12 protein-coding genes are annotated in these 13168 nt (G+C 74.1%); 7 read left to right on the top strand and 5 right to left on the bottom strand.

Going from position 1 to position 13168, the window contains the following annotated elements:
- Positions 1-36: 36 nt before the first annotated feature.
- Both AB0F71_RS16880 and AB0F71_RS16875 read right to left on the bottom strand, forming a co-directional pair.
- Positions 37-1782 carry a methyltransferase gene (locus AB0F71_RS16880; RefSeq protein WP_360234113.1) on the bottom strand — a complete coding sequence of 582 codons (1746 nt, stop codon included), beginning with the start codon at positions 1780-1782 and terminating at the stop codon, positions 37-39.
- Between the two features lie 51 nt (positions 1783-1833).
- Positions 1834-3042, bottom strand: coding sequence for a 4-hydroxybenzoate 3-monooxygenase (locus AB0F71_RS16875; protein WP_360234110.1), 1209 nt, complete (start codon positions 3040-3042; stop codon positions 1834-1836).
- Positions 3043-3263: 221 nt separating this feature from the next.
- Between AB0F71_RS16875 and AB0F71_RS16870 the strand changes: the two genes are divergently transcribed.
- The 6 genes from AB0F71_RS16870 to AB0F71_RS16845 all read left to right on the top strand — a co-directional run bounded on the left by AB0F71_RS16870 (position 3264) and on the right by AB0F71_RS16845 (position 9149).
- Positions 3264-4136 (top strand): sugar isomerase, encoded by an 873-nt coding sequence (locus tag AB0F71_RS16870; RefSeq protein ID WP_360234107.1) that lies wholly within the window; start codon positions 3264-3266, stop codon positions 4134-4136.
- A 73-nt stretch (positions 4137-4209) separates the two neighbouring features.
- A complete protein-coding gene (locus tag AB0F71_RS16865; protein WP_360234104.1) occupies positions 4210-5076 on the top strand; it encodes a class II fructose-bisphosphate aldolase in 867 nt (288 codons plus the stop codon).
- A gap of 105 nt (positions 5077-5181) precedes the next feature.
- A complete protein-coding gene (locus AB0F71_RS16860; protein WP_360234102.1) occupies positions 5182-5940 on the top strand; it encodes a DeoR/GlpR family DNA-binding transcription regulator in 759 nt (252 codons plus the stop codon).
- 276 nt (positions 5941-6216) lie between these two features.
- Positions 6217-7305 (top strand): N-acetylmuramoyl-L-alanine amidase, encoded by a 1089-nt coding sequence (locus tag AB0F71_RS16855; RefSeq protein ID WP_360234099.1) that lies wholly within the window; start codon positions 6217-6219, stop codon positions 7303-7305.
- A 280-nt stretch (positions 7306-7585) separates the two neighbouring features.
- Positions 7586-8305, top strand: a complete 720-nt coding sequence (locus AB0F71_RS16850) for a peptidoglycan-binding protein (RefSeq protein WP_360234096.1) — start codon at positions 7586-7588, stop codon at positions 8303-8305.
- 79 nt (positions 8306-8384) lie between these two features.
- Entirely contained in the window at positions 8385-9149 is a 765-nt protein-coding gene (locus AB0F71_RS16845) for a D-Ala-D-Ala carboxypeptidase family metallohydrolase (protein WP_360234094.1), read from the top strand.
- A gap of 127 nt (positions 9150-9276) precedes the next feature.
- Here the strand turns inward: AB0F71_RS16845 and AB0F71_RS16840 are convergent, their stop codons facing one another.
- Positions 9277-9861 carry a helix-turn-helix domain-containing protein gene (locus AB0F71_RS16840; protein WP_360234091.1) on the bottom strand — a complete coding sequence of 195 codons (585 nt, stop codon included), beginning with the start codon at positions 9859-9861 and terminating at the stop codon, positions 9277-9279.
- Positions 9862-10236: 375 nt separating this feature from the next.
- On the opposite strand from AB0F71_RS16840, the gene AB0F71_RS16835 reads away from it, so the two are divergent.
- Entirely contained in the window at positions 10237-11211 is a 975-nt protein-coding gene (locus AB0F71_RS16835) for a DUF2690 domain-containing protein (RefSeq protein ID WP_360234089.1), read from the top strand.
- A gap of 15 nt (positions 11212-11226) precedes the next feature.
- Here AB0F71_RS16835 and AB0F71_RS16830 read toward each other — a convergent pair whose 3' ends face one another.
- Together AB0F71_RS16830 and AB0F71_RS16825 are read right to left on the bottom strand one after the other, a co-directional pair.
- On the bottom strand, positions 11227-12183 hold the full coding sequence (locus AB0F71_RS16830; RefSeq protein ID WP_360234086.1) for a phosphatidylinositol-specific phospholipase C: 957 nt from the start codon (positions 12181-12183) through the stop codon (positions 11227-11229).
- A gap of 129 nt (positions 12184-12312) precedes the next feature.
- Entirely contained in the window at positions 12313-13065 is a 753-nt protein-coding gene (locus AB0F71_RS16825; protein WP_360234083.1) for a class I SAM-dependent methyltransferase, read from the bottom strand.
- Between the last annotated feature and the right edge of the window lie 103 nt (positions 13066-13168).

The following is a 13168-nucleotide window of genomic DNA, read 5'->3' as shown; positions in this document are numbered from 1 at the left end:
ATGGCGGCGGGGCGACGGCGGCGGGGCACCCGAGGACTACGCGCCGGTGCGGGCCAGGGCCGGGGACGGGCCGGTCGGGGCCGGGCCGGTCGGGGTCGGGACGGCGGCCCGCCGGGCGTGCAGGACGGCGGCGCCCAGCGGGAGCGGACGGTGCTCCAGCAGGTGCAGCCCGGCGTCGGCGAGCAGCCGGCCGTAGTGGTCGGCGCGGCGCTCGCGGCCGCCGGTGTTGACCATCATGTGCAGGTCCCACGCGGTGGCCAGCGAGGGCGAGCCGTCGGTGGGCAGCAGCCGTTCGACGATCAGCAGGTCGGCGTGGGCGGGCATCGCCCGGGCGCAGTGCCGCAGGATCTCGGCGCAGCGCCCGTCGTCCCAGTCGTGCAGCACCCGGGACAGCACGTAGACGTCGCCGTCGCCGGGGACGTCGGCGAAGTCGCCGGTCAGGTACCCGCAGCGCCCGCCGAGCCCGGCGGCGTCGAGACGGTGGCGCGCGGCCTCGACGGCGTGCGGGCGTTCCAGCAGAACGCCGCGCAGCCGGGGGTGGGCGGCGAGCAGCCGGCCGAGCAGTTCGCCGTTGCCGCCGGCGATGTCGACGACGGTGCCGGCGGGAGTGCGGGAACCCGCGGCGGTGATGACGGGGTGGTCCGGGAGCGGGTCGAACATCCGGGAGCCGGCGACCATCGACAGGTCGAAGAGTTCGGCGAGTTCGGGGTCGCGGGCGAAGTGGTCGAAGTGGTTCTCGCCGAAGAGGTGGTCGAAGGCGGCCTCCCCGGTGCGCACGGTGTGCTCCAGCTCCGCGAAGGACCGGTAGAACGGGCCGCCGTACATCAGCGCCAGCGGCCGCATCGAGGCCGGGGCGTCGGCGCGCAGCAGGGCGCCGGTGCCGGTGAGCCGGTAGCCGTCGGGGTGTTCGGCGACGACGCCCAGCATGGCGAGGTAGCGCAGCAGGGTGGCGAGGCTCCGCGGGTCCGCGCCGAGTGCGTCGGCGAGCTGCCGCGGCGCGGTGGCGGTGCGGGTGTCCAGGGCGTCGGGCAGGCCGATCCGGGCGCTGACCGCCAGGGCCTGGGTGGTCCAGGCGCCGGTGAGCTGGTGCAGCAGGGTCTCGGCCGAGCGCTGGGTGGGGTCCTCGCCCAGGTGGTCGGCGAGCACCGTGCGGTGGTCGCCGTGGGCGTGCAGCTCGACCCGCCGGTAGCCGGTGCGGGAGCCGCCCGGGGTGGTGAAGTAGAGGACGGTGGAGTCCTCGTGGGGGTTGTAGCCGCCGCCGTCCGGGGCGGCGCCGTGCCGGGTGAGCAATGCGCACAGGCCGCGCAGCGCCAGCGGGTCGGGGTGGGCGACGTCGAAGGCGAGGTGGGCCTCGTGCTCGTGGGCGCGCTCGTGGGCGGCGAGTTCGGCGAGGTCGGAGCCGGGCGGCACGGTGAGCACGAACACCTCGACGCTGCGTTCCCCGTCGGGGCCGGAGACCGGCGGGCGCAGGATGCTGACGTCGAGCTCGGCCTCGGCGCGGCCGTGCCGCCGGGCGAGCCGGCTGCGGACCACCACGCTGGGCTGCGCGGGTGCGTCGGGTTCCAGTCCGCAGGAGGCGAGTTGGGAGCGGAGCGCGGCGCCGTCCGGGGGCAGGACGAGCAGGGCGGCGTGCGAGAAGCGGCAGCGGTCGGCCACGGCCCGCAGTTCCGGTCCGTCGAGGTCGGGCAGCAGCAGCGGGAGCAGGCTCGCGGTGTCGTGCTCCCTGACGAACTCGGCCGTCGCACGCAGGCGGGCGGTGTCGTCCGGGGGTGTCGCGGTCATGGGGAGGGTGTCCTCGGTGCGGGGGCGGGGGCGCCCGGTGGGCAGGGCGGGTCAGATGCCGACGTAGTTCTCGGCGAACCAGTCCTGGTGGGTGCGCGAGGTGCGCAGGGATTCGACGCGGGAGCGCCGCATGGCTTCGTGGAAGAACGATTCCGCTGCCTGGCCGACGGGGGAGTGCAGGAGCTGGATCATCCAGTGCGCGAACTCCTGGGCCCGCCATATGTGGGTGAGGCAGCGCGCGGAGTACCGGTCGAGTGCCCGGGCGTCGCCCCGGCGGAGCTCGTCGATCAGTGCCTCGGCGAGCAGTTCCGCCTCCAGGACGGCCAGGTTGGCGCCCTTGGCGGCGGCCGGGGCGGGGAGGCTGGCGGCGTCCCCGGCCAGCAGCAGTGAGCCGTACCGGAGTCGGTCGAGCACGTCCGACTCCAGGTGGACGACGGAGCGGTGGAGGATCCGGCCGTGCTGCAGCGGTCCGTGCTCGTCGGCGCGCAGCCGCCGGTCGAGCGCGGTCCAGATCCGGTCCTCCGACCAGGCGTCGGCGGGGGTGCCGGGCCGGCACTGGAGGTAGTAGCGGGTGATGTCGGCGGTGCGGGTCATGTGGCCGGCGAAGCCGTCGGGGTGCATCGCGTAGCCGACGGCGTCCATGCTCGGGGGCGCCTCGGCCAGCAGGGCGAGCCAGGAGACGCCGTGGTCGCGCTGGTACCGGCGGGTGCCGGCGGGCAGCGAGCGCCGGGCCGCGCCGTGGCGGCCGTCGCAGCCGGCGACGTAGCGGGCCCGCCAGCGGGCGGGGCGGCCTTCGGGGTCTCGCACGGTGACGGTGGGGTCGGGGCCGTCGGTGCCTTCGACGACCTGGGCCTCGGTCTCGAAGGCGATCCGGCCGCCCGCTGCCAGGTAGTGCGTCAGGAGGTCGGCGACCAGGTCCTGTTGGGGGTACACGGTGTGGAGTTCGCGGCGGCCGAGGGCGCCGTAGTCGAGGCGGAAGCTGCCGTCCTCGGTGCGGAACTCGCAGGTGCCGTGCGGTTTCCCGTGGCGGTGCAGGCCGTCGGCGAGGCCGTGGCGGTCCAGCACCCGGACGGTGTTGGCGGCGAGGAACCCGGCCCGGGCCCTGGTCCGGACGTGGTCGGGGTCGGCCCGTTCGAGGACGACGCAGTCGATTCCGGCGGCGTGGAGGAGGTTCCCGAGGGTGAGTCCGGCCGGTCCGGCGCCGAGGATGACGACATCGGCGGATTCCTGGGCTGTTCGGCTCGTCTGACGTTCAGTCACAGTACGGGGAGCATAGCCACCGCCGGATACAACGAGGCGCCGAAATCGCTCGGATCGGTGAATAGGGTGATGATCTTCGCCGGTTCTTCACACCATCACCGGCCGCGAGGCGTGCTGCTCGAAGCTGATCGGGACTGCGCACTGTTGCGCAATGATGGAGGTCTCGACTATAAATCGATCATCTTTACGCACAATCGTGCAGTCTCGCGCAGGAGGACCTGATGGCCCACGTCGACGAAGAGATCGCCAGCCAGCCCGACTGCTGGCAGCGCGCCCTGGAACTGGCCCCGCAACACCTGCCCGAACCCGGTGAGCGGGTCGCCGTCATCGGCTGCGGAACCTCGCTCTACATCGCCCAGGCCTACGCGGCGCTGCGCGAATCCCTCGGACTCGGCGAGACCGACGCCTTCGCCGCCTCCGAGTTCCCGCTCGGCCGCCGGTACGACCGGATCGTCGCGCTCACCCGCTCCGGCACCACCACCGAGGTGCTCGACGCCCTCGCCCGGGTGGGCGGCACCGAGACGGTCGCGATCACCGCCGACCCCGGGACCCCGGTCGGCGCCGCCGCCCGGCACCTGGTGGCGCTGGAGTTCGCCGACGAGCGGTCCGTCGTCCAGACCAGGTTCGCCACCACCGCCCTCGTCCTGCTGCGCGCCCACCTCGGCGCCGCCCCCGCCGACCTGCCCGCCCAGGCCCGTACGGCGCTCGCCGAGCCGCTGCCCCGGGGCGCCCTGGAGGCACGGCAGTTCACCTTCCTCGGCACCGGCTGGAGCTGCGGGGTGGCGAACGAGGCCGCGCTCAAGGTCCGGGAGGCCTCCGCCGCCTGGACCGAGGCCTACCCGGCGATGGAGTACCGGCACGGCCCGATCAGCGTCAGCGGCCCCGAGGGCCTGGTCTGGTTCCTGGACACCCCGCCGACCGGCCTGGTCGACCAGGCCGGGGCGACCGGGGCCGCGATCAGCGTGCCCGGACTCGACCCGCTGGCCGAACTGGTCCGGGTCCAGCGCCTGGCTGTCGGCCTCGCCGTCCGGCGCGGCCTCGACCCCGACCGGCCGCGCCACCTCACCCGCTCGATCGTGCTGGACCAGCCGTGACCGGCCGGCCCGCGGAGCACCCGCCCGCGGCCGGCCCCGCCCGCCCACTGACGGCACAGCCCGGAGGAGCACCGTGACCCTGATCGGAACCGGAGAGATCGTCGCGCCCGCGGTGAGCGGCGGCCACGGCGTGGGGGCGTTCAACGTCATCCAGCTGGAACACGCCGAGGCCATCGTCGCCGGGGCCGAGGCCGCCGGGGCACCGGTGGTGCTGCAACTCAGCCAGAACGCGGTGCGCTACCACGGCGGCCTGGCGCCGATCGGCGCGGCGACGCTCGCGGTGGCCCGGGCCGCCGCCGTGCCGGTGGCCGTCCACCTCGACCACGCGACCGAGCGGTCGCTGGTGGCGGAGGCGCTCGCCCTGGGGTTCGGCTCGGTGATGTTCGACGCCTCGGCGCTGCCGTACGAGGAGAACGTACGCACCACCGCGGAGGTGACCCGGCAGTGCCGGGCGGCGGGCGTCTGGGTGGAGGCCGAACTCGGCGAGGTCGGCGGCAAGGACGGGGTGCACGCCCCCGGCGCCCGGACGGACCCGGCGCAGGCCGCCGAGTTCGTGGCCCGCACCGGCGTCGACGCGCTGGCCGTGGCCGTCGGCACCTCGCACGCCATGCTCACCCGCACCGCCGCGCTGGACCTCGGGCTGATCGCCGCGCTGCGGGCCGCCGTCCCGGTGCCGCTGGTGCTGCACGGCTCCTCCGGGGTGGCGGACCCGGTGCTCGCGGCGGCGGTCGCCCACGGGATGACGAAGGTCAACATCGCCACCCACCTCAACAAGGCCTTCACCGAGGCGGTCCGCGGCCGGCTCGCCGCCGACCCCGCACTGGTGGACACCCGGACGTACCTGGGGGAGGGGAGGGCGGCGGTGGCCCGCGAGGTCACCCGGCTGCTCGGCCTCCTGACCGCGCCCCGACCGGCGGACCGGGCCGCCGTCTCGCCCTGAACCGCCGCCCGCCGCCGGGGTGCGCGGTTCGCTGCGCGAGGGTGCGCGGAGCTGTTCGCGGGTGCAGTCACCGACCGTCGACCCGGGCTGAACTACACTCCGTCCATGCTCAAAGCTGATCGCGCCGCCAGAATCGTCTCGCACATCGCCGAGGCGGGGAGCGCGGACGTGCGGACGCTCTCCGACCTGCTCGGGGTGTCCGACGCGACCGTGCGCCGGGACCTGCAGGAACTGCAGGACCAGGGGCTGCTCCAGCGCACCCGCGGCGGTGCGGTGACCGGGGCGGTCAACCTGGAGATCCCGCTGCGGCACCGGAGCGACCAGCAGGCGGAGGAGAAGCGCCGGATCGCCCGGGCCGCCGCCGAGCTGGTGCCGGACGGCGCCGTGGTCGGCCTGACCGGTGGCACCACCACCACCGAGCTGGCCCGGGTGCTCGCCGAGCGCGGCAACCTCACCGTGGTCACCAACGCGGTGAACATCGCCGCGGAGCTGATCGTCCGCCCCGAGGTCCGCCTGGTCGTGATCGGCGGCCTGGCCCGCTCGGCCAGCTACGAGCTGGTCGGCCCGGCCGCCGAGCGGATGCTCGACCAGTACCACCTGGACCTCGCCTTCATCGGCGTGGACGGGCTGACCGTCCAGCAGGGCTGCACCACCCACGACGAGATGGAGGCCCAGACCGACCGGGCGTTCCTGCGCAGCAGCGCGCACACCGTCGTGCTCGCCGACCGGACCAAGGTCGGCCGGGTCACCTTCGCCTCGATCTGCCCGCTCACCGACGTCCACGACCTGGTGACGGACGCGGGGCTGCCGGACGCCCAGGAGCAGGCGATCGCCGAGAGCGGCGTCCGGGTGCGGCGGGCCTGACGAGCGGGGTCCGGCACTCGGGGCCTGACAGTCAGGGCCTGACGAGCGGGGCCTGACAGTCAGGGCCTGGCGAGCGGGGCCCGGCGTCCAGGACCCGGGCGGCGTCGTCCCGGGACGGCGCTGGGACGCGGGAGGGGACGGCGAAGCGTGGCGGACCGGCTCGCGCCGCTCCTAGCGTGACTGCCGTGCAGGCCCCCTGCCCCCGCGCCGTCAGCAGGCCCGGGGCAGGGGGTCCTTCCGTCTCCTCCCGCCCCCCGAAGGACCAGGTAGTCCCGTATGAACGCCGTTGACCCCGCCTCCGCCCCCGTCGGCCCCGGCCGCCGCACCTTCCTGGCCGGCGCCTTCGCCGTCGGCACCGGCGCCCTGCTCGGCTCCGCCCTGACCAGCGGGGTGGCCTCCGCCGCCACCGGCCCGGTGATCGCCGACACCGGCGCCTGGGGCGCCCGCCCGGCGAGCAGCCCGCTCAACTTCGTGTCCGGCGCGCCGGACAAGGTGATCGTCCACCACACCGCCACGCCCAACGTGACGGACTACTCCCAGGCCGCCGCGTTCGCGCTGGCCCGCTCGATGCAGACCTACCAGATGGACAGCGAGCACTGGATCGACACCGGCCAGCACTTCACCGTCAGCCGCGGCGCCTACATCATGGAGGGCCGCCACAGCAGCCTGGCGACCCTGCGCGGCGGCGGCCAGCACGTGGAGGGCGCCCACTGCACCGCGCAGAACACGGTGGCCATCGGCATCGAGAACGAGGGCACGTACAGCACCGTCGACCCGCGCAGCCAGCAGTACGCCGCGCTGATCGACCTGATCACCTACATCTGCCAGCAGTACGGGCTGCGCGCCTACCAGGTCTACGGGCACCGGGACTTCAACAACACCGAGTGCCCCGGGGACCGCCTCTACGCGCTGATCCCGCAGATCCGCCGGGACGTCGCCGCGCGGATCGGCGGGGACCCGACCGGCCCGGTCTGGCCGGTGCTCAGCAGCGGCGCCTCGGGCGAGCAGGTGAGGACGCTGCAGTACCTGCTGGTGCAGCGCGGCCAGTCGCTGACCGTGGACGGCGCGTACGGGCCCGCGACCCAGGCCGCCGTCACGGCCTTCCAGAACACCACCCACGCCTCGGCCGACGGCGTCGCGGGCAACCAGACCTGGAGCCAGGCCGTGGCGCCGCTGGCCCGCGGTGCCTCGGGCAGCGCGGTGCAGGCCGTGCAGAGCCAGCTGGTCGCGCACGGCATCCAGGTGAGCGTGGACGGCGCGTTCGGCCCGGGCACCCAGGCCGGGGTGACCTCCTTCCAGTCCTCCGCCGGGCTGCCGGCCGACGGCCTGGTGGACGCCCGTACCTGGAGCCGGCTGCTGGCCTGACCCGCCCTCCCGGTGGCCGGCCCGTCCGCGCCGACGGGCCGGCCACCGGCGTCCCACGCGTCTCCGCGGCGCGTCCCACGCGTCTCCGACGCCCGTCCCACGCCGCTCCCGCTCCCGGCCGGGCCCGTCCCACGCCCGTCCCACGGCCGCTGCCCACCGTCCCCGGCGGGCCCGGGACGTCCCTGGTGCCGCCGACTGCTGGAGGGACGGGCGGCCGCCCCCCGAGAGTGGTCGGCACCGCCTGATCGACCGACAGGCACCCGACGGAATGGGATCGACCGTGAAGAGAACCCCGGCCCTGCGCGCGCTCGCCGCAGGCGTGCTCGCCGCCGCCGTGCTGGCCCTGCTGCCCGCACAGGCCCAGGCCATCGACAGCACCACCTGGGTCCAGCGCAACCTGGTGGGCATCGGCTACCTCGCGAGCAGCGGCGTCGACGGCAACTACGGCCCGCAGACCGCCGCCGCCGTCCGCAGCTTCCAGCACGACAACGGCCTCGACGAGGACGGCGTGTACGGCGGCCGCACCGAACTCGCCCTGCACAACAAGGTCGAGGAGGTCCAGCGGGTGGCCGGCTCGGGCGCCGACGGCGCCTACGGCGCGGGCACCACCAGCGCCGTCAGCACCTGGCAGCACTCCCACAACCTGAGCAACGACGGCATCGCCGGCCCGGCCACCATGAACGCGATGGGCGTCGCCCGGACGGTGCAGATCACCGCGCAGTGGAAGTTCCCCAGCCACGGCTGGAGCGTCAGCGGCCAGTTCGGCTGCCTGGACCAGATCTACACCCACGAGAGCGGCTGGAAGGTCTACGCCACCAACCCCTCCTCCGGCGCCTACGGCATCCCGCAGTCGCTGCCCGGGGACAAGATGGCCTCCGCAGGCTCCGACTGGCAGACCAACCCGGCCACCCAGCTCCAGTGGGGCCTGGACTACATCAAGGGCCGCTACGGTGACCCGTGCTCGGCCTGGAGCTTCTGGCAGGCCCACAACTGGTACTGACCGGACGGCAGGTCCTGACCGGTCACCCGCACCGCCCCGTCCGACGCCCTTCCCTGTCGACTCCTCGAAGGAGCACGTGGTGAACAGCTCTTCCCTCAACCGTCGCGCCCTGCTGCGCTACGGCACCGGCGCGGTGGCCGCCGCCGGGCTCGCCGCGGTCGCCGACCTCGGCCTCGCCCGCCCGGCCGCCGCCTACGGCTGGTCCGGCAACCTGAGCCAGGGTTCCTCCGGTTCGGCCGTGGCCGAACTCCAGATCCGGGTCGCGGGCTGGGCGGCCGACTCCGCCTCGCAGACCTACGTGGCCGTGGACGGCTCCTTCGGCCCCGGCACCGCGGCCGCGGTGCGCCGGTTCCAGGCCGCCTACGGGCTGAGCGCGGACGGCGTGGCCGGCCCGCAGACCTTCGGCGTGCTGAACTCGCTGGAGAAGTCGGACGGTTCCACCGCCCACTTCAACTGGTCCGAGTTCACCAGCCACGACGGCTCGGGCTTCGGCGGCGGCAACGTCGGCGCCGACGAGGTGAAGGAGAACGTCCGCCGCACCATGTACAAGCTGGAGGCGCTGCGGAAGAAGGCGGGCGACCGCGCGGTCACCATCAACTCCGGCTTCCGCAGCACCGCGTACAACGCCTCCGTGGGCGGGGCCTCCAACTCCATGCACACCTACGGGGTGGCGGCCGACACCGCGGTCTCCGGCCTGTCCACGCTGGACGTCTACCGGATCGCCGAGACCTGCGGCTTCTCGGGCCTGGAGACCCACACCGTCTCCTGGCAGCACGTGGACAGCCGGATCGAGCACTCCGGCTACGGCTCGGGCTTCTGGTGGTGGCAGGACGGCGTCGCGTAACGGCGGACGCCACGCCGGCGGCGGCACCGCGCCCTCCCCAAGGGCGCGGTGCCGCTCTGTTGTGGTGGTGCCGGTGGTGCCGGCGGGTTCGTCGAGGTTCCTGTGCTGCCCACAGGGACCAGGGAGGTCAGGCCTCCCGCCGGACGGACCGCCGGCCGGCGGCCGCCAGGACCCCGCCCGCGCCGACCGCGAGGGAGACCAGGGCCACCCGCCGCAGCAGGGCGGCCTGCCGACGGTGCGGGCACTCCGGGTGGTCCTCCCCGCCCGGGGCGTCGGCCGACGGTCCGTCGGCCGTCCCGGTTGGGGAGCTGGCTGCGCCGGGCGCGGGGGCATCCGGCGCGGCCGACATCAGGCGTCGGCTCTCCGCGAGGTGCCAGAGCTCCAGCAGGAGCTCGGCATCGCCCCCGCAGACGGTCGCGATGCTGTGCACCGCGTCGCGCGGGGGGAACTGCTTCCCGTTCACCCAGCGCTCCCACGAGGACTTCGCGTAGTGGGTGCGTTCGCTGAGCCGGGCGTAGGTGAATCCCGAACCGTTCTTCAAGGACTGCAGCTCACCGGCGAGCCGGTCGGCGGCCGTAGCGGCCGATACCGCCGCGGTGGGTGCTGCGACCGTTGCGGGCGAGGTGGGTGACGTGGGCGATGTGCGTGACGTGAGTGATGTGAGTGACTCAGGCGATGGTGACGTGATCTCGGACGCGTAGTGGCGGCCCATGAGGTTTCCCCGAACTTCCTCTGAGATGACCGTTGTGGTGCATTGATCCAAAACCGCACCGAGCGCCCCCGTCCGCTCTGGCTGCGTCGAGGTCTTTACCCGGGCCAGAACCGGTGTTGACTTCTGGGCTACCCGGCGCGGCCAACTCTGCGGGATCGGGCACCGATCTTCGACCGTCTCCGGGGCTTCTGAGACGGTGTGCGTCGTCCCCGGGGCCCTGAGCTGCGGGTTGGGACGCGGATCAGGAATCCCTTGAGACGTTCCGCGGGACGTGGCGCCGAACCGGGCGGGAGCCCAGGGACGGAGAGATTAAACTGATCATCCGAAAGAAGATCAGTTCGCGCCTGTCGTCGACCCGCCAGAGGTGCCCCCCACGTGAGTCAGCACTGGAAACCGCTCCCTGACGATCTTTCGGAGCCCGCTCGACGCCTGGTCGAGGAACTGCGTGCCGTCAAGGACGCGCACCGGATCTCGCTCGCCGAGCTCGGCCGGCTGACCTACCTCAGCAAGGCGTCCTGGGAACGCTGGCTGAACGGCAAGCGGCTGATCACCTCCCAGGCCCTGGCCGGCCTGATCGCCGCGCTGGACTGCGACGCCGTGCTGCTCACCTCCCTGCTGCGGCAGGCCGAGGCCGCGCGGGACGCTGAGTCCGCGCCCGGCGCAGTGACCGCCGTGGCCGCCGCGACCGCCGTGGAGCCGACCGCGGCTGCTGCCCCCGCCGCCGACCCCGTACCCGTCCCGCTGCCCGTCCCGGTGTCCCTCCCCGTCGCCCGCGTCGCCCTCTGGCGGCGGCCGCAGGCCCTGGTCACGGTCGCCGCCGTCGCCGTGCTCCTCCTGGTCGCCGGCCTCTACCTGCACGGCCTGAACGGCGGTGGCAGCGCCGCCGCCTCCTCCTCGGGGCGCTCGCCCGCCCCGCCCGCGGTGAGCACGGGCGCCCTGCCCGCCCAGCTCTGTCAGTCCGTCGGCTGCGCCGGCAAGGACCCGCAGGCCATGGGGTGCGAGGCCGACGACCACACCGTGCTGACCGGCACCATCGGCAAGGTCGTCCTGTACCTCCACTACAGCCCGCGCTGCCGGGCCGCCTGGGCCGGGATCACCGACGGCTCCCCCGGGGACAGCGCCACCGTCTCCACCGGCACCGGCGGGCAGGAGACCGCTCTGATCCACTGGGGCTACGACAACTACTCGATGATGGTGGACGCCGATGCGCCCGGCACCATCCTCCAGGTGTGCGGCCACCAGAAGGACGGCGACAACTGCACCCTGCCGCTCTCCGGCCCCGCCGCCCGCGCACAGGCCCTGTCCACCACCGCCCCCGGTCTCACGCCGACGGCGACGCCCTCCTCCTGACGGTCCCTCCGGTGTTCACACGAAGTTCTTGTCCACGAGCATCTGCAGCACGTTCACATGGAGGTCCGGGAAGTCCATCGGGACGATGCCGAACCGGGCGCGCTGCCGGGTGCGCGCGCTCAGGTACGGGTAGACCGCCCGGTCCATCACGGCCTGCGAGCTGGTCCGGGGCCAGTAGCCGCCCGCGTAACTGAGGAAGTTCACGAACATCCGCGGATACTGCGGATTGGCGAAGGCCTTGTCGAACTGGGCGACGACGTACCGGCCCTTGTCGCCCAGCGGGTCGGTGCCGCCGGTCTGCCAGACGTCCTGGGTGTCGAACCAGGCGTTCTGGCCGCTGGACCAGTCGATCAGGCCCCAGGGGTTGGCGAAGTCGGCGAGCAGCACCACCTTGCCGCGGGCCGCGCCCAGGGTGGGCCAGCCGTAGAGGTGGAACAGGTCGCGGTAGCCCAGCGTGTCCAGGTAGTGGTCGACCCGCCGCTGGAACTCCGGGTCGTCGAGGGCCTGGCCGCCGGCCCGCTCGTTGCGCAGGCGCATCAGGAGCGTCTCGCCCGGGTGCGCCGTCAGGAAGGCGCGGCACTGGTCGAGCACGTCCTGCAGCCGGATGTGCTGGTAGTTGTCGGAGTGGTAGATCCCGAGTTCGTCGGGCGCCCCCTGGAGGCCGTTGCAGCGGATGTCGAGGAAGCGGACGCCCTCCTGCAACTGCTGCGGGATGCCCCAGTTCTGGGTGTGCGACCACTCCGTCCCGTACCAGGGGTTCTGGCAGCAGGAGTCGTGGGTGCCCGGGACGGTGAGGTCGAGCAGGGACAGGCTGCCGTCCAGCCGGCCCATCCAGCTGTCCGTCGGCACCCCGCCCGGGGTGGCCGGGCCGCCCGCGGCCCGGGCGGCGGGTGCCCCGAGCAGGCCGCCGACGGCGGCCGCACCGCCCGCCCCCGCGCCCCACCTGAGAAGATCACGACGTGCGATGCCCATGGCCCGGCTCCCTCCGCCCCGCGAGCGGCTGCGACGACAAGTCCTGGCGACCGTCCGTCCTGACGACTGGTCAGTCCTGACGACCGTCCGTCCTGACACTCGTCCAACGCCGCCGCGGCGTCAACGGGTTCAGCGCGGGTCGGGCAGCGGGCCGTCCGGGCCGTCCGGGCCGACCATCAGCCACCAGGCGGGCAGCTCGATCCGTTCGCCCTCGGGGGTGAACTCGGTGAGGGACAGCGGCAGTTCTCCGCTGGCGAGGACGGTGAGGCCGGCCGAGCGGAACAGCCCGTCGAAGGCCGCGTCGGCCACCTCGGCGGGGGTGAGTCCGTGGGCGAGGACCGGGCGCAGCTTCGCGGGCGGCCCGGCCGGGGACTGGGCGAGCCCCCTGAGCACCTCCTTGGCGGACTCGGCCAGTTCGACCAGGAAGGCCCGGCCGCGCGATCCGAGCAGGGTGGCGACCGCCTCGGCGACCGGTCGGCGGTCGGCCGGCTCGCTCTGGTGGATCACCCCGCGCACGTACACGTTGGCATCGCCCAGGCGCTCGTGCAGGGCCCGGACGGCGGCCGGGTCGGTGGCGTCCAGCTGGGCGAACTCGGCCCGTCCGGCCCGGTCCTGGCGCCGGGCGAGCTCGACGGCGGTGCCGGACAGGTCGACGCCGACGGCCCGGGGGAAGTGCTCGGCGAGGAAGCGGGTCTGGCGGCCGTTGCCGCAGCCCAGGTCGACCACCGGCAGGTGCGGGTCGTGCAGGTGGGGCCGGAACAGGGCGAGGTGGCGCTCCGCGGTGAGGGCCGGCTCGGCGTCCCAGATCACCGCCCCGGGCTCCTCGGGCGCCTCGCTCCAGAAGCCCTCCCAGGCGTCCCGGTACCGATTCGTCACGCTCATGGCGGGGCCCTTAAGAATGTTGGTCGGTCCGGGAGGACCGGGTGTGGCTGATGGCGTGGTTGCCCTCGATGGCTCCTGGAGAATGGCCGCCCGGTTCTCCGGG

Origin of the sequence: Kitasatospora sp. NPDC028055 (assembly GCF_040637885.1) — a bacterium.
Classification (GTDB): domain Bacteria; phylum Actinomycetota; class Actinomycetes; order Streptomycetales; family Streptomycetaceae; genus Kitasatospora.
This window is presented reverse-complemented; position numbering and strand designations above follow the sequence as displayed.